The sequence below is a fragment of the Ktedonobacter robiniae genome (assembly GCF_016587375.1).
In the GTDB taxonomy this organism is placed as follows: domain Bacteria; phylum Chloroflexota; class Ktedonobacteria; order Ktedonobacterales; family Ktedonobacteraceae; genus Ktedonobacter; species Ktedonobacter robiniae.
Map to the genome: position 1 here is coordinate 878,027 of NZ_BNJG01000002.1, position 16,520 is coordinate 894,546.

Consider the following 16,520-nt stretch of genomic DNA (forward strand, 5'->3'; position numbering starts at 1 on the left):
TGCGCCTTTTATTTCGGGGTGTCTTTGTGGGCTGGCTGGGCCAGCCCTTGCTCGATAAAGCTCATGAGGGGTTCGAAGACTTCGGGTGGTAGGTCATGGATCTGGGCAGGCTCCTCCTGGTTATCCGCAGGCCAGATGAGATAGCGCAGGGCGACGAAATGACCTATTCCCATCAGGGCATATGCCAGGGGTTCGGGTTCCATGTCTCTTACCGTTCCCTCAGACATAGCCGAGCGGAGACCGCGAATGTAGCCCTGACTTATGCCCTGGTAATACTCCTGCGCGGCCTCAGGAGCTACACGCTCCGCCTCCTGGACGATGCGATAGAGCCCCCGGTGCGAGGCGACAAAGCTAAAGAAGGCCTTAAAGCCACGCCTCTCCGTCTCCAGGCGACCTGAGGAGCCAGCCGTGGCCTGACGCAGCGCTCCGCGCAGTTGCTGGCTCAGGTCACGCACCAGCTCGGCGAAAATGTCACGTTTGGTTGGGAAATAAATATAGAACGTGCCCTGCGCCACCTTCGCACGCCGCGTGATCTCTGAGACACTGGCCTCGTAGTAACCTATTTCGCCAAAGACTTCTTCGGCGACATCCAGGATACGGCGACGCGTGGCCTCGCCCCTGGCAGTGAGTGGGGCATTCCCTTTGGCCTGCTTCTCCGCGCCTTCCTCCGGCTGCGAAGTCGTTGAGGTGTGTTCTTGCATCTATCCAACTCCCCTTTATGATCTAGAACTCGTCACTGTCAATAATCGCATATTCATTATCGGCTGTCTATTCTCAGCTATCTATTCTCTCTTGCCCGCTTGACTTTTCTGGAGATGGTTGAGTACCATATATGAAAGGTGACTCAACTGTCATATTATAACACAAGGGGGTAATGGCGTGAGCCTGGAACAGAATGCGTCACAGGAGCAGAGCGGCTTCAGGGCGATAGAAGGCGAGGATGGAGGGCTGGCGGCGCCGATTGGGCTGGTGGCATTCGCGACCTATTTACCAGAGCAGGTACAGGATGCGACCTATATTGCTGAACAGAGTGGGATTCCCGAGGAGATCGTGCGCGAGAAGCTTGGGATTGAACAGAAGCGGCGCGCGAGCTATGAAGATCAGACCTCGGTCATGGCGGTAAGGGCGGCGCAAAGGGTGCTGGAACTGGCGGCGCTTGAGCCGGGAGAGATTGACCTGGTACTCTACTCGGGAAGCATGCACAAGGATTTCTATGTCTGGTCGGCGGCGAATCGCATTCAGTACCTGCTAGGGGCCAAAAACGCCTACGCCTTTGAGTTGGCGGCTCTCTGCACAACAAACGTGCTGGCGCTCAAGGTTGCACGCGACTTAATGCGTTCAGATACGCGGCTGCGCACGGTCTTGATCTGTGGTGGGCATCGGACGGCGGACCTGATCGACTTTCGCGAGGCCTCCAGTCGCTTCCTCTTCAATCTCTCAGATGGAGGGAGCGCGATGCTGCTGAAGCGCGATTATGTGCTGAACCAGGTGCTGAACTCGGCCTTTATCACGGATGGCTCGTTGGCAGAGGATGTAATTATTCCCGCGGGCGGGACGAGGCATCCAACCTCGCGCGAGACATTGGAGCAGGGACTGCATACCTTTCATGTTCCAGATACTGAGCACTTGCGCCAGGGGCTGGACCTTATTTCAGAGCAGCGTTTTGTGCAGGTGGTAAGTGACGCTGTAGAGCGCAGCGGGTACTGCGTGGAGGATATTGATCTGCTCGCGATCAATCATATGAAGCCCTCGATGCATCGCCGCATCCTCTCCATGCTTAACCTGCGCGAGGAGCAGTCAATCTATCTCTCGGATTATGGCCATATTGGCGCGCCCGACCAGGTTTTGGCCCTGGAACTGGCACAACAACGCGATATGCTTCGCCCAGGGCAACTGGTCGTCCTGGCGAGCGCGGGCCTGGGCTTTACCTGGGGCGCGACGGCGTTGCGCTGGGGCTAGCCTGAGCACAGAAAGTGAGTTTTAAAGCAGCAATTTATTCTGGTTGTGTTTCAATCGATTTTCATGCATACTTGTTAGCAGAGAACGCAGAGAGGCGATGTGTGACATGACATTCATCAATGTTGGCGAATGGCTTGAGCGCCGTGAACAACTGACGCCAGACAAAGTCGGTCTGGTAGATAGCGAGACGGCCTCCAAACATAGGCGACTGACATATCGTATGCTCAACCAGCGCGCACGCTCCCTGGCGGCTGTGTTTCAGGAAGAATACGCCGTGCAGCAGGGAGAACGCGTGGCGATCCTGGCGCAGAACGCGCCAGAATACCTGGATGCCTTTTTCGCGTGCGCCCTCATCGGCGCGATCCTCGTTCCTCTAAACATACGCCTGACAATTAACGAATTGACAACGATCCTCATAGACTGCGAGCCGCGCTTGTTGCTGCATGACGCGACCTTCCAGCAGCAGTCCCAGACTATCGCGACAGTCCTGGGACTACAGAGCTCACACGCGCCACAACTACGCGCACTCGCAAGCTTTCCCGGCGCTGATGCGCAACTCGCAGAGCGTGCCAGGCCCTTCCAGAGCCAGGATGGCGAGGAGATAGCCCTGATTCTCTATACCTCGGGGACCACGGGTACACCCAAGGGGGCCATGCTCTCGCACCGCATGCTGACCTGGAACGCGATCAACACGCAGATTAGCTGGGGCGTACGTGAGAACGACATTACGCCAACCTTCGCACCCTTCTTTCACGCGGGCGGTCTGAATGTGCTAACCACGCCACTTTACCACTGCGGCGGCACGGTAGTGCTCCTGCGCAACTCAACGCCTGAAGCCATTCTGGAAACCATTGAGCGGGAGCGCTGCACGATTGTCTTTGCCGTTCCGACCGTCTTCCAGATGATGCAACATCACAAGGCCTTCGCTACAAGTGATCTCTCCTCGCTCCGCTTCTGTGTCACGGGTGGCTCCTCGTGTCCGCTCCCAGTGATTGAGGGCTATGCCGCGCGGGGCCTGGTTTTTCGCCAGGGCTATGGCCTGACAGAGGTCGGTGTCAACTGCTTTAGCCTGGCACCCAAGGATGCCCTGCGCAAGGCAGGCTCGGTAGGGCAGCCCGTTTTTCATTCACGAGCGCGCATTGTGGATGAAGAGGGGCACGATGTTCCCACGGGGCGCGAGGGCGAGCTGCTACTGGCGGGTCCCCATGTCTGCTCAGGCTACTGGCGGCGTTCCGAGGCCACGGCGGAGGCGCGCTTAGATGATTGGTGGCGCACCGGGGACCTCGTACACCGGGACGAAGAGGGCTATTACTACATCGTGGGGCGCAAGAAGGATATGCTGATCTCGGGCGGCGAAAACGTGTATTTAGCCGAGGTCGAACAGGTCCTGGCGCGGCATCCCGCTATCTACGAGGTAGCGGTCATTCCCCGACCAGATCCCAAGTGGGGCGAGGTTGGCCTGGCCGTGATCGTACCCCGCGAGCAGGCGGAGCTTACGCCAGAAGAGATCGTAGCCTACTGCGCCGACAAACTGGCACGCTATAAGATTCCGCGTATATTTATGTTTACTGATGCTTTGCCACGCAACGCCATGGGCAAGGTCATGAAGGCACAGTTGCGCACACAATTCGTAACGGAGGGATAATCAGATGACGACATCGCTTTTGCTGGACGGAATTAGCCAGCGCACGACGCAGACCAGGCGGCTCACAATGGCATATTTGGCCACGGGGCAGGGGACGACGCCTGTGGTCCTGGTGCATGGTAACTGTTCGTCCTCACTCTTCTTTCAGGACTTCATGCTGGCCCTGGCGGCCACGGGAAGCTACACAGTCTACGCGCCAGATATGCGCGGCTATGGTGAGAGCGAGACACTACCCGTCGACGCCACGCGTGGGGTACGCGACTACTCCGATGACCTTGCCGCCTTTGTCCAGGCGCTCAACCTGCCTCCCTTCCATCTCCTGGGCTGGTCGCTGGGTGGAAATATCATCATGCAGTACGCCATCGACTATCCAGGCACGGCGCGCACGCTCCTGTTGGAGGCGAGCGGCTCGCCCTATGGCTTTGGAGGCTCTAAAGACGCTGCAGGCACGCCAACCTGGCTGGACAGCGCGGGCAGCGGCGGAGGGACCGTCAACGCCGATTTCGTCAAGAGCCTGCAGAGTGGCGACCGTGGCAGCGGCCCCACCTCGTCACGCACGACGATGAACGCCTTCTATTTTAAGCCCCCCTTCCAGGTGTCGCCTGAGCGTGAGGAGATCTATGTAAGCGCCATCCTCTCGACGAAGGTCACACCCGGCAACTATCCCGGCGACACACTTCCCTCCGAGAACTGGCCCGGCCTCGCCCCCGGCAAGCTAGGCGTCAATAATGCCCTGGCGCCCAAATACCTGAATCAGAGCGCCCTGGTCGATATCATAGACAAGCCGCCTATCCTCTGGTTCCATGGCGCGGATGACCAGATCGTCTCCGATACCTCAATGTTCGATATTGGCTTCCTGGGGCAACTGGGCGTGATCCCTGGCTGGCCCGGCGCGCAGATCTATCCACCCCAGCCAATGAAGACGCAGATCCGCACGCTGCTAGAGAGCTACCAGGCCAATGGCGGCAGCTACCAGGAGCATGTACTACCCGAATGCGGCCACTCGCCCCACATCGAGAAGCAAGATGAGGTACTCAAGTTATGCACCGAGTTTATGGACGCGCATTAATATAAGTAGCCGTGTACCCCAGGAGCGAGTCCGCTCCTGGGGTACACGGCTACTGCTGTTCCGGAGAAGAGCGTTCAGGTTTCCAGGCGGCGCTGGGGAGTTTGCCGCCAAAGCCTCTCTTGCCAGCCACAATCTCAGTACAAAGAAATGTGAGAGCAATAAAACGAAGAAAATAAAGAAGCATAATGATCCAGGAATAGGGCAAGGCCGCGATGCCAGATATTGATGAAATAGAGAGAAAGAGCATGAACAAAACTAAATACTGAAGTGAAATTATTACTCTGCTACGGAACATATCATCAACAGCATCAACCTCAGGAATGCTAGTGGGGACAATAGGTGAGGAAACGGAAGCAATGCGCACCAGCATTAGCTCTACGTACAACAAAACTACAAATAGCAATCCAACCCAGGGATAGATAATTTCAGGCTGCCAGGGCATAGGAAAGAAATCGTCGCTTACGCAAGCACTTGCAGGCATATGAACTACATGGAAAAGCAAGGCAGTGGTGCTAGTCAGAGTCAGCACCACAAAGAGAAACCAGAAGATAATTGGAGAACGATAATCGCTCAGGGTGCGACGCGGCCCAGGCTCGCGTATGCCACGGGCAGCGCGTTGTAGACGACGAAGCGCGAGAGCGCCACCAATACTTGCCCCAATAATTCCAATCAGATAGCAGACATAATTTAAGAAAATCGTGATGGCAAAAGGGCAGATCAGCAACCACACGGGACTTATCAACAAAAAGGCGTAGATTATCATGAAAAATAGGAAAGCCACGGCAGCGCCAATTGAGGCCGTAGACATAAAGATATTTATGCTAGACATGTAATCGGATAACGCAGCTTCGGGAACATGCCAGCGCTCCGCTTCTTGACGAAAACCTTTGATGCTTGCATCATCTCAGGGCTTTTTTGTCGTGGCTCGCCAGCGCGTTAACCAACCTAATGCAATCAAAGATATAGCAAAAAAAGCACTGATCCAGACATAAAATGCGGATGAAGAGGTAAACACAGAGAAGTTCATGGAATCCCTCCAGGCTGAATAAAAATAGGCAAAGTTTCCCGGGGATATGCGACGAAGACGCTTCTTAAGCGGGTGCTTTACTTGCGGCTCCGTCGCACATTTCCTCATAGAAGGATAAAGGATATGTTTGTGCTACTCCGGTAGGTGGGCGATGGCTTCGATTTCGAGCAGGAATTCCTCGCGAGCCAGCCTGCGGACCTCGACCAGGGTCATGGCGGGCGGGTTCTGGGTATTGATGTAGCGGTCGCGTACTTCGCGGAGAGTGAGAATTTGAGACATGTCCACAACGTACATGTTCAGTTTGACGACGCTGGTGAAGTCGGCTTCAACGGCGGCAAGCGCGGCCTTGAGGTTTTCAAAGACCTGCTGGGCCTGGGCATGGAAGTCATTCAGGCCCACGATCTCGCCGGATGGGTTAAGGGCGATCTGGCCGGAGATAAAGATGGTCCGCCCTCGCGTGACCTCGACAATCTGGGTATAGCCTGGCGTTGGCGGAAGCGTTGAGGGCTGAACGAAGCGTATGTTTGCGGGCTGATTATTCACGGTTTTTCCTTTCTGCCCTGGTTTGTTGCGCGAACTATATTATTCCTGACAGGTATTGACAGGTTTCAATGATATATTAAAACAACGTAGCAAGCGAGAGAAAGTCCAAGCTAGCTTAGACCCCACAATTTTCTAATTGTATTACTCATACAAAAAGGAGAATAGAATGTCTGTAAATAGCAAGTCAGGAAGTGATATGGGCAATAAGAGCAGTGTGCGGATTGAAGCATGGGGTGAGGGTGACCTGCCGCTGTTGAAAAAGCTGTTGGGCGATCCAGCGATGATGGAGCATCTCGGTGGGCCTGAGAGCGATGAGAAGCTGGTCAAGCGCCAGGCCAACTATGAGAAACTAACTGAATCTGGCAAAGGGCGGATGTTTAAGGTTGTGCTTCAGGAGACGGGCGAGGCAGTCGGATCGGTCGGCTACTGGGACAGTAGCCATAATGGCGAAGAGATCTATGAGATGGGCTGGTCGGTGCTTCCCGGTTTCCAAGGCCAAGGCATCGCGGGAAAGGGCGCTGCCCTGGCAATTGCCATGGCAAAGGCGGACGGCAAGCACCGCTTTCTGCACGCCTTCCCCTCTGTGGAAAATCCGCCATCGAACGCACTCTGCCGCAAGCTGGGCTTCACCCTGATCGAGGAATGCGAGTTTGAGTATCCAAAGGGCCACTTTATGCGCTGTAATGACTGGCGCTTAGATCTTTTGTGAAGGAGTTCGCATGCCCATATTTATCCCGGGAGTTGAGTTGAGCCGCCGCTTCTATGAGGAGATCGTGCGGCCCTTGCTCGTAGAGACTTTTCCCGAGATGGCGTATGCCGCCGCCCTGATGGGTCCGGGGAGCGAGGTGCTGGGTTTTGACAGCGAGATGTCAATGGATCACGATTGGGGCCCACGCCTCTTTCTCTTTGTTCGCGAGGAGGATGCCGGGCTGAGCGAGGCCATTAGCGATATGCTGAGCCAACGGCTACCAGCCACCTTCGCGGGCTTTCCAGTCTCGCTGCCACTAGACGTCAGCGGGTCGCCCCTACGTGGCCTGAAGCGCCCCCTGGTCGGCCCAATTCAGCACCGTGCGCTCACGATGACACTACGCGATTTTGGGCGTGCTCAGCTTGGCTATGATCTCACGCAACCCTTGCAGGCCGCCGACTGGCTAACTTTTCCAGCGCACTCACTGGGAGAGATCGTTGCGGGAGCGGTGTATCACGATGACATAGGCGAGCTTACCACGCTGCGCGAGCGCTTCGCCTGGTATCCCCATGATGTGTGGCTCTATCTCCTGGCCTCTGGCTGGCAGCGTATTGGGCAGGAGGAGCACCTGATGCCCCGCGCCGGATTTATGGGTGACGAGCTAGGTTCGGCGCTCATCGCCTCGCGCCTCGTCCGCGATGTGATGAATCTATGCTTCTTGATGGAAAGGCAGTACGCCCCCTATGCCAAGTGGTTTGGCACGGGCTTTCAACGGCTGCGCTGTGCCGGGGAGGTCTACCCTTTGCTCTGGCGGGCGCAACAGGCCGCGAGTTGGCAGGAACGCATGGATGCCCTCGCCGACGCCTACGAGGTCCTGGCTCGCATGCACAATGCGCTGAGCGTAAGCAAGGTCCTGCCCGAGGTCGCCTCCAGCTTCTATGATCGTCCCTTCCGGGTTATCCACGGCGAGCTATTCGCCCAGGCGCTGCGAGAAGAGATTACCGATCCCGATGTGCAGCGTATCGCCGGGCGGCGCTTGATAGGAAGCCTGAGCCAGTGGAGCGATAGCACGGATATGGAAGGCATAGAACACGAGCGGTTACGCAGACTATACGAATAGCCCGACGCTGCTAAAGCACGCGTCGGGCATTAGCTCTAGTGGGCGGTCCAGCCGCAGTCGATGGTCTGGGCACTACCGGTGATACCGCTGGCGGCGTCGCTACAGAGGAAGAGAGCGAGCTGGGCTACCTCGCTGGGTTCGAGCAGGCGTTTGATCGCGCCCTCGGCGGCCATGACCTTCTCGACGACCTCCTCTTCGGGGATGTTGTGGATGCGGGCCTGGTCGGCGATCTGCTTCTCGACGAGGGGTGTGCGCACATAGGAGGGACAGATGGCGTTGCAAGTCACACCATGCTCAGCCGCCTCCAGGGCGGTGACGCGCGTCAGGCCTAGAAGACCGTGCTTGGCGCTTACGTAGGCAGACTTGTATGCAGAAGCCCTGAGCGAATGTACGGAGCCAATATTGAGGATACGGCCCCATTTGCGCTCATACATGGAGGGCAGCACAGCTTTGGTGAGGAGGAAGGGCGAGGTGAGCATGATGTCGATGATCAGGCGCCACTTCTCCTCCGAGAACTCGGTGATGGGCGAGACATGCTGAATGCCCGCGTTATTGACCAGGATATCGATATGCTCCTCGGTCTTCAAAATCTCGTCGACGAGGCGCTCAATCTCGATGCTCTTCGACATATCGGCGGCCAGGAAACGCGCGCCGGGAATTTCCGCGGCTGCGGCCTCGCCACGCTCTATATCAATATCAGTCAATGTAACGCGCGCGCCCTGTTCGGCGAGCGCGCGGGCAATTGCCAGGCCAATCCCTGATGCGGCACCGGTGACCAGGGCAACCTTTCCTTCTAAGCCTGTCATAGCTTGTTTCTCCTTTGAAAATTAATGTGTAAGGTCTGCTTAGCCTCCAAGATAGAGTTGCTGGATGGCGGCACTGGAGGCTAGTTCTCGCGTTGTGCCTTCCATGGCAATGGTCCCTCCACGAAGGACGTAGGCCTTGCGTGCAATGCGCAGGGCGCGGCGAGCGTTCTGCTCTACCAGTATGATAGTCAATCCTTCGTCGACATTCAAGCGAGCGATGGCGTCGAAGACGGTATCCACGACGACTGGGGCCAGGCCAAGCGAAGGCTCGTCGAGCAGGAGCACACGTGGATGGGCCATGAGAGCACGTCCAATGGCGACCATCTGTCCCTCGCCGCCACTGAGGCTGGCGGCATAGGCATGCAGGCGCTCTTTCAGGCGCGGAAAGTACTTGAGCACGCGCTCCAGGGTCTCCTCGCGCTCCTGGCGCGATGCACGCGTGAAGGCTCCCATCAAGAGATTCTCGTACACGGTAAGCGAGGGGAAGAGCTCACGTCCCTCGGGAACAAGGGCCAGGCCTTTTTTCACACGTCGCTCAGGACTCCAGCTTTCGATCTGCTGTCCCTGCAATGTGATTGACCCCTGGCGCGTCTTGATCAGTCCGGTGAGCACACGCATGAGTGTGGTCTTGCCCGCGCCATTGGCGCCGAGGATGGTCACAATCTCGCGCTCAGGCACCACGAAAGAGACGTCATGTAGGACATCCACCGCGCCATAGCCAGCGCTTACATGCTCTACTTTTAACACGTTGAATCCTCCCTTCGCGCCTCTTGATCCTCAGAGATACTGGTTGCTTCATGCACAGCGCTGCGCACAACTTCTGGCTCCTCAAGCGCCTCGCGGCCCAGGTAGGCCTCCAGCACGGCAGCGTCGGAGAGGACGGTGTGCGCCTCACCCTCTGCTAGTTTGCGCCCATAATCAAGGACGCAGACGCGATCAGCCACGGCCTGCACCAGGCTCATGTTATGCTCGATCAGGAGCAGGGTCGTGCCAAGCTCTTTACGCCAGGTACGCAGATTTTGCGCCATGGCCTCAACATCCTGATGCGTGATGCCTGCGGCTGGCTCATCGAGCAAGACCAAGCGTGGACGGAGCACCAGCGCACGCGCCACCCCTACAAGCTTCTGAATGCCATGTGGGAGGACGCTTACCCTGGTGTCGGCGTACTCCTCCAACCCGAGCAAAATCAGGGTATCACGAGCACGCGTACGGGCCTTGCGATCCTCACGCGGAGCGCGACCAAAGGGCAATATTCCCTCAAAGAGACCCGAGCGCATGGCGGAGTGCTGCGCGACCAGCAGGTTCTCCAGAACCGTCATGCTGGCGAAGAGTTGTAGCTGCTGAAAGGTGCGCCCGATGCCCAGGCGGATGCGGCGGTCTCGTCCCAGCGGCAAGAGCGAGGTGCCCGCGAAGGTGATCGAGCCAGCCACGGGGCGGACAAAGCCGCTGATACAATTCAGCACGGTCGTCTTGCCCGCGCCATTGGGTCCGACCAGGGCGTAGATCTCTCCCTGCTCGACCGTCAGCGAAAATTCGGAGAGGGCGAGCAGGCCACCAAAGCGCACGCTCAAATCGCGAATCTCCAGTAGAGGCGTGTTCTGTGCAGTCATCATGCCTGTCCTCCTCTTGTATCACGCCTCCCCTGGAAACGCTCTACCAGGCCGCTCAAGCCGTGGGGGAAGAAGATCAGGGCCAGCAGCAGGAGCAGGCCGTAGATGCCCGTGGTCAAGGTCGCAACCTGGATCTGCATACTGCCCATGACCAGGGGATTGGGCAACTGGCCCAGGAGCAGGGGTAGGAAGCCGACGAAGAGCGCGCCCAGCACCGAACCAACGATCGAGCCCAGACCGCCTACTACGATCATCGCCAGGAAGGCAATCGTCTGGTCCGAACTGGACATCGAAGAACTGGCGGTCGTGGCCCAGGTGGCATAGAGCGCGCCCGCCAGTCCGGTCAGCACGGCGCTCACGACAAAGGCCAGGAGTTTATAGCGTGTGATATTAACTCCAAAGGCCTCGGCGGCGGCCTCGTCGTCGCGAATGGCAATCCAGGCCCGCCCCACCCGCGAGCGCAGCAGGTAGAAACTCAAAAAGAGCAGTAGCGCGACCACGGCCATAATCAGGAAATAGAGCGCGCGGTCATCGCTTAGCCAGAGAGGGATCGTATTGAGATCGTAGTTCTGGCGGCCCGCGGCCTTGTCCCATAGATCGAGGAGTGAGCCTGTGATTAGCACCAGTCCCAGGGTCGCCACGGCGAGGTGCGCACCCGAGATACGCAGCGCGGGCCCCCCAATGATTACCCCCAGAATAGCCGATGCAATCATGGCTATAAGAATTCCCAGCCAGAAGGGACAGTTGAGATCATTGGTCGTCCAGGCCAGCATATAGGCCCCCACGCCAAAGAAGGCCGCGTTGCCCAGTGAGGGCTGAGCGGCATAGCCCGTCAGCACATTCTGGGCCAGGGCCGCGATGACAAAGATGCCAATCAGACTCACGCGATGCAGCTCAAAGTTAGCACTGCCGCCGAAGAACCCATCATAGAGCGTGGGGAGCAGCAGGAGAAATAGCAAGAGACAGGCGCTGGCTATCCAGCCACACATGCGTCCCGAGAAGCGCCCGGCTGTCTCTGTCGGGACGGGCGAGAGCACGGGAGACCGGCCCTCAGCACGCTTTTTCATTGCCATAGCAAAATCTTCCTTGATTGGAACGGCTATACCCTGCGCAACAATGCGCGCCCAAGTAGCCCTTGAGGCCGTAGCAAGAGAACCAGCACAAAAGCCACGAAAATGAGCATCTCAACGATACTCCGGTCGCCAATATTCAGCGCCCCCAGCGTGTGGCCCGCGAGCAGCAGCGTTAGCAGGTTATCGACGACACCCACCAGGATACCACCCAGCAGGGCACCCAGCAGGCTTTCCAGGCCTCCCAGGACCGCGCCCACAAAGGCCAGCAACAGGATGGGGTCCATAAAACGCACCTCGATCAACTGCTGGCGGCTGGCCAGTAATATGCCAGCCAGGGCCGCGATAAGGGCCGCGAGCGACCAGACTAACAAGAAGATCAGGCCCACGGGGATGCCCATCAGGCGCGCCGTGGGGAGATTATCCGAGGTCGCGCGCATAGCAATGCCCAGGCTAGTACGGGTAAGAAAGAGGTTTAGCGCGAGCACGAGCACAACAGTTACCCCCACCACAAGCAGATCGATGAGCGAGAGGTAGAGGCCACCCGGATGGAGCGCCAGGCCCTCGAAAGGCGTAGAGAAGCGCACTGGAGAGGTAAGCTGAGGCCAGATAAGCTGCGCCACAGTCTCCAGCACCAGGGCCAGGGCCAGCGTCGCGATGGCCTTGGTAAAAATGGGAGCGCGCAACACAGGATGGGCAAAGCCTCGCTCCAGAAGCGCGCCAAAGAGCAGCGAGCCGAATAGGGTCAGCAGGGCCGCCAGCCAGAAGTTCAGGTGCGCCAGTGACATAAGCGCATACATAAAGCAGGTGCAGAACGAGGCGATGGCTCCATAGGCGAAATTGAGCACGCCCGTTGTGCGATAAATAAGCACGATGCCCAGGGCTAGCAGACCATACAGACAGCCCGTGACCAGCCCGGAGATGAGAACCTGGACCAATGCAAGCATGGATGGTGTTCTCCTTTTACAGTAATCTCAAATCAATCCCTTTATACCCACTTCATCCCTTGACACAATTATCATTTATCTGTTATATGATACATGACTCAAGTGTCATGTTTATAGTAATGTATCTTTTTATCTGGCTGACGTCAAGTATATTGAGGCGCATCCCACAAAGAGTGTGGGGGAGATCAAAGAGGAGGAAACCAGGCGACATGGGCAAATTATTTTTAAAAAGAGCATCATACCTGGGCAGGCGCAGATGGTACGCCACTCTGGGGCTGGCAACCATGCTTCTACTGATTTTGTCCGCGTGCGGCGGTAGTAGCGCAGCGGCAGGTGATAGCGGCAACGTTCCCGGAGTGACGAACGACACGATTACAATTGGCGGAGTACTCGACACCACGGGCGCTATTAAGGTCATCTGTCAACCTATTTTGCAGGGCGACCAGCTCTATTTCGACAAGATCAATAAGGCTGGCGGCATCAATGGGCGCAAGATCAAGTTCGTGCAGGTCAGCGATAACGGCGATACAACGAAGACGCGTGACGCGGTACGCCAACTAGTTGAGCAGGACAATGTCTTTGGCATCTTCCAGGTCTGCGGTTCGGGTGCCGCCAATGTCGCCTCGGCCTATCTTGGCCCCAAGGGCATTCCCATGGTGGACCCGGTTGGCGGCGGCTCCAAGTTTACCGATGCTCAGGGCAAGACGCTGCCCTGGATGTGGATGACGCAGCCCAACTACGGCGACGAGGGCCATGTCCTGGGCTACTACCTCACCAAGACGCTTAAGGCCCAGAAGGTGGCCCTGCTCTACGAAGATGATGTACTGGGTCTACAACAGAAGACAACCCTGGGCGAATCCTTGCAGAAGTATGGTGGTCAGCTCGTGGCCTCCACCGGCTATAAGGCGACCGACACTGACTTCTCGGCGGCAATCCAGACCCTGAAGTCCGCCAACCCTGATATCATCGTACTAAACGGCCTGCCAGGGCCTACCGCCAAGTTTGTTGCCGCCGCCGCGCAGCAGGGCTACCGTCCATCCCTGGGCTATCTCGCCAACTATCCCATGGCCGATAACTCCTGGGCGAAGGTGCTGGGCAAGGCGGGTGAAGGCATCTACGTCAGCGGCTATACCAGCACAAACACCCCGATTGGGCAGGAATACTTGCAGGCCACCAGCGGGGATAGTGTCTTCAGCGCCTACAAGTTCTATGGCTACATCAACGCCAAGATCTTTGTAGACGCGCTACAAAAGGCTGGCAAAGACCTGACCCGCGATAGCCTGCGCAAGGCACTCGATAGCCAGTTCAGCGGCTATGACACCGGCTTTGGTCCCTCGCTGACCTGGAGCGCCGATCACCACAGCGGCGTCAGTGACTTTATGTTCTTGCAGATCAAGAATGGCCAGCTCGCGCCCGTCAGTGACTTCATCAAGGCTTCCTCCATCTGGCCCTGATCGCTCATACAACCATCGTCTGACGGTCCTGGATTAAGGGAGGGTATGAGTTGCGGATGTACACCCGCAACTCATACCCTCCCTTTTTGTCTAATAGAATAGTCATGGAGCAACAAGATTTCCGCTTTTCCCTGTAGAGGGAGAATAATTTAGCACAACCCGAGAAAATCCCAGATAGGGTCATAATAGAAAGAGGAAAATTCAATGGGAAAGATCGTTGCGACAGAGTATGTAACCCTGGATGGCGTCATGGAGGCGCCCAATGAATGGTCCTTCCAGTTCTGGAGTGATGAGGCAGCGAAGTTTAAGCTCGATGAACTATTTGCCAGTGATGCGCTACTCCTGGGTCGTGTGACCTACGAGGGTTTCGCCGCAGCATGGCCCACCATGAAGGATGACGCAGGCTTCGCCGACCGCATGAACAGCCTCCCCAAGTATGTTATCTCCACGACCCTCAAAGAGGCCACCTGGAATAATTCCACTGTGATCAGGGAGAACATTGCCGAAGAGGTAGCCAAAATCAAAGAGCAGACGAGCCAGGACATCCTGCTCTCAGGCAGCGCCGACCTTGTCAACGCGCTCGCGCAACATAACCTCATTGATGAGTACCGGATCATGCTCTACCCTGTCGTAGTGGGCAAAGGTAAGCGCCTCTTCCAGGAGGGTATCGACAAGAAGACGCTGCGCCTGGGTGAGGTCAAGACGTTTAGCTCTGGTGTCACTATTCTCTCCTACTATCCCGCCTAAAAGAGCCTTCAACAGTATTGAAAAAGCTAGGATAATATATTAAACTGTATGCATGGAACATACGTATTCACCCAAACAATTTGGGAAACTGATTGGCAAATCCGTCAATACCCTGCAAAAATGGGATCGCAAAGGCATCTTGCCCGCGTACCGGAGTCCGACGAATCGGCGCTACTACACGCATGAACAATACTTGCAGTATCGCGGGTTGATTTCGTCTGAGCAGGGATTAGTGATTGCGTATGCCCGTGTGTCATCTCCCGGTCAGAAGAAGGATCTCACCATTCAGAAAGAAGCGTTGCGAGCCTACTGCGTGGAACATGGCATCAAAGTCGATCAGTGGATCGAAGATATTGGCTCCGCGCTTAACTACAAGCGCAAGGGCTTTCATCAGATTATTGAACTCATCGAGTTAGGGCAGGTCAAGCGGCTGATCATTGGCTACCAGGATCGCTTTGTGCGCTTTGGCTATGACTGGTTTGAGCAGTTTTGCCAGCGGCACGGAACTGACATTACCGTGATTAACGGTGAAACCTTCTCCTCCGAAGAAGAACTCGTGCGGGATTTGATCGCCATTGTGACTGTCTTCTCTGCCCGCCTCCATGGTCTGCGCTCGCATAAAAATCTGATTCGAGCGGCGGCGCTGGGAAAGGACATCAAGGATGATCAAGGCACACAAGATTAGACTCCATCCCACGCCTGAGCAGACCATCTACGTTGCCAAAGCCGCTGGAACCGCACGGTTCGTTTGGAACTGGGCCTTAGCTGAATGGAATCGGCAATACGAGGCCGGAGAAAAGCCGACAGCATTAAAGCTCAAGAAGCAATTCAACTCCATCCGGCGTGAGCACTTCCCCTGGACCTGGGAAGTCACCAAGAACGCCTCGGATCAGCCGTTTCTTGATTTAGGCAAGGCGTTTACAGCGTTTTTTGAAGGCCGTGCCCGCCGCCCGAAGTTCAAAAGCAAAAAGCGCAGTAAACCGAGTTTCTATCTTGCTAATGATCAATTCGAGGTAGGCGATCATCGCATGTGGATCCCCAAACTCGGTTGGGTGAATATGGCCGAGAATGTGCGTTTTCAGGGCAAGGTGACAGGGGCACGGATCACGAAGACGGCAGACTGGTGGTTCGTGAGTATCCAGGTCGAACTGCCTAATGTGCTTCCAGAGAAAAAGCAAGCTGCCATTGGCATTGATGTGGGTCTCAACCACCTGGCGACCTTGAGTACAGGAGAGGAAATCGAGAACCAAGCTTTCCTCAAGACCGCCCTCAAGAAACTGCGCCGGGCCAACAAACGCTTACATCGCCGCAAACTCAGCTCAAAGAATCGGGAGAAAGCACGCAGGCAGGTAGCACGGTTCCATTATCGGATGACCTGTTTGCGCGATGACGTGCTCCACAAGCTGACCACCCGGCTCGCGAACTGTTACGGGATCATCGGCATTGAGGACCTCAATCTCAAGGGCTTGCTGAAGAATCGCAAGCTCGCTCGGTCCTTCTCGGATGCGGCATTAGGCAAGCTCTTGTCGCTTTTGACAAGCAAAGTGGAGCAGCGCGGCGGGCAGGTGATCAAAGTGGATCGCTTCTTTCCATCAAGCAAAACGTGTCACTGCTGCGGCTGGAAATGGGAAAACATGCAATTGTCAGATCGGGTGTTTCTCTGTCAGAATGCCGAATGCGCGTATTGTCAATTTGAACAGGATAGAGATTACAATGCAGCTTTGAATATCCTGCATGAAGCCTTGTGCTTGATTGGGCTGATAGATCAAGCCGTCTCCGGTACTGGCTCGGACGAAGACGCAAACTTGGCTGTGGACGCGGGGTAAGACCAAAAG

Annotated in this window: 17 protein-coding genes; 9 read left to right on the top strand and 8 right to left on the bottom strand. The window is 56.5% G+C overall.

Features of this window, described 5'->3' with window-relative positions:
- Window positions 1–8 precede the first annotated feature (8 nt).
- Window positions 9–701 carry a TetR/AcrR family transcriptional regulator gene (locus tag JMJ04_RS24425; protein ID WP_201373032.1) on the bottom strand — a complete coding sequence of 231 codons (693 nt, stop codon included), beginning with the start codon at window positions 699–701 and terminating at the stop codon, window positions 9–11.
- A gap of 178 nt (window positions 702–879) precedes the next feature.
- On the opposite strand from JMJ04_RS24425, the gene JMJ04_RS24430 reads away from it, so the two are divergent.
- The 3 genes from JMJ04_RS24430 (at window position 880) to JMJ04_RS24440 (ending at window position 4,673) form a co-directional block, all read left to right on the top strand.
- A complete protein-coding gene (locus tag JMJ04_RS24430) occupies window positions 880–1,959 on the top strand; it encodes a 3-oxoacyl-ACP synthase (protein ID WP_201373033.1) in 1,080 nt (359 codons plus the stop codon).
- Window positions 1,960–2,065: 106 nt separating this feature from the next.
- Complete coding sequence (locus JMJ04_RS24435; protein ID WP_201373034.1) at window positions 2,066–3,604, top strand: acyl-CoA synthetase; 1,539 nt, start codon at window positions 2,066–2,068, stop codon at window positions 3,602–3,604.
- 4 nt (window positions 3,605–3,608) lie between these two features.
- A complete protein-coding gene (locus JMJ04_RS24440; RefSeq protein WP_201373035.1) occupies window positions 3,609–4,673 on the top strand; it encodes an alpha/beta hydrolase in 1,065 nt (354 codons plus the stop codon).
- A 49-nt stretch (window positions 4,674–4,722) separates the two neighbouring features.
- Here JMJ04_RS24440 and JMJ04_RS24445 read toward each other — a convergent pair whose 3' ends face one another.
- Window positions 4,723–5,481, bottom strand: a complete 759-nt coding sequence (locus tag JMJ04_RS24445; RefSeq protein WP_201373036.1) for a hypothetical protein — start codon at window positions 5,479–5,481, stop codon at window positions 4,723–4,725.
- 351 nt (window positions 5,482–5,832) lie between these two features.
- On the bottom strand, window positions 5,833–6,243 hold the full coding sequence (locus JMJ04_RS24450; RefSeq protein ID WP_201373037.1) for a RidA family protein: 411 nt from the start codon (window positions 6,241–6,243) through the stop codon (window positions 5,833–5,835).
- Window positions 6,244–6,409: 166 nt separating this feature from the next.
- Between JMJ04_RS24450 and JMJ04_RS24455 the strand changes: the two genes are divergently transcribed.
- Both JMJ04_RS24455 and JMJ04_RS24460 read left to right on the top strand, forming a co-directional pair.
- Window positions 6,410–6,952: a GNAT family N-acetyltransferase gene (locus JMJ04_RS24455; protein WP_201373038.1), complete on the top strand. Its 543-nt coding sequence runs from the start codon at window positions 6,410–6,412 to the stop codon at window positions 6,950–6,952.
- 10 nt (window positions 6,953–6,962) lie between these two features.
- On the top strand, window positions 6,963–8,051 hold the full coding sequence (locus tag JMJ04_RS24460; protein WP_201373039.1) for a DUF4037 domain-containing protein: 1,089 nt from the start codon (window positions 6,963–6,965) through the stop codon (window positions 8,049–8,051).
- Window positions 8,052–8,086: 35 nt separating this feature from the next.
- Here JMJ04_RS24460 and JMJ04_RS24465 read toward each other — a convergent pair whose 3' ends face one another.
- The 5 genes from JMJ04_RS24465 to JMJ04_RS24485 are packed head-to-tail and all read right to left on the bottom strand — an operon-like array spanning window position 8,087 to window position 12,484.
- A complete protein-coding gene (locus JMJ04_RS24465; protein ID WP_201373040.1) occupies window positions 8,087–8,857 on the bottom strand; it encodes a 3-hydroxybutyrate dehydrogenase in 771 nt (256 codons plus the stop codon).
- A gap of 39 nt (window positions 8,858–8,896) precedes the next feature.
- The gene (locus tag JMJ04_RS24470; RefSeq protein WP_201373041.1) at window positions 8,897–9,604 is read right to left on the bottom strand and encodes an ABC transporter ATP-binding protein; all 708 of its coding nucleotides are present in this window, start codon (window positions 9,602–9,604) and stop codon (window positions 8,897–8,899) included.
- A complete protein-coding gene (locus tag JMJ04_RS24475) occupies window positions 9,598–10,470 on the bottom strand; it encodes an ABC transporter ATP-binding protein (RefSeq protein WP_201373042.1) in 873 nt (290 codons plus the stop codon). The genes JMJ04_RS24470 and JMJ04_RS24475 overlap by 7 nt, the downstream gene beginning before the upstream one ends.
- Window positions 10,467–11,540, bottom strand: coding sequence for a branched-chain amino acid ABC transporter permease (locus tag JMJ04_RS24480; protein ID WP_201373043.1), 1,074 nt, complete (start codon window positions 11,538–11,540; stop codon window positions 10,467–10,469). The genes JMJ04_RS24475 and JMJ04_RS24480 overlap by 4 nt, the downstream gene beginning before the upstream one ends.
- A 26-nt stretch (window positions 11,541–11,566) precedes the next feature.
- Entirely contained in the window at window positions 11,567–12,484 is a 918-nt protein-coding gene (locus JMJ04_RS24485; protein WP_201373044.1) for a branched-chain amino acid ABC transporter permease, read from the bottom strand.
- A 209-nt stretch (window positions 12,485–12,693) separates the two neighbouring features.
- Here JMJ04_RS24485 and JMJ04_RS24490 point away from each other — a divergent pair, with 209 nt between their 5' ends.
- The 4 genes from JMJ04_RS24490 to JMJ04_RS24505 all read left to right on the top strand — a co-directional run bounded on the left by JMJ04_RS24490 (window position 12,694) and on the right by JMJ04_RS24505 (window position 16,511).
- A complete protein-coding gene (locus JMJ04_RS24490; RefSeq protein ID WP_201373045.1) occupies window positions 12,694–13,938 on the top strand; it encodes an ABC transporter substrate-binding protein in 1,245 nt (414 codons plus the stop codon).
- Window positions 13,939–14,142: 204 nt separating this feature from the next.
- Entirely contained in the window at window positions 14,143–14,685 is a 543-nt protein-coding gene (locus tag JMJ04_RS24495; protein WP_201373046.1) for a dihydrofolate reductase family protein, read from the top strand.
- A gap of 52 nt (window positions 14,686–14,737) precedes the next feature.
- Window positions 14,738–15,370 carry an IS607 family transposase gene (locus JMJ04_RS24500; RefSeq protein WP_201372702.1) on the top strand — a complete coding sequence of 211 codons (633 nt, stop codon included), beginning with the start codon at window positions 14,738–14,740 and terminating at the stop codon, window positions 15,368–15,370.
- Window positions 15,348–16,511: an RNA-guided endonuclease InsQ/TnpB family protein gene (locus JMJ04_RS24505; RefSeq protein WP_201372703.1), complete on the top strand. Its 1,164-nt coding sequence runs from the start codon at window positions 15,348–15,350 to the stop codon at window positions 16,509–16,511. Before JMJ04_RS24500 ends, JMJ04_RS24505 begins: the two co-directional genes overlap by 23 nt.
- Window positions 16,512–16,520 lie beyond the last annotated feature (9 nt).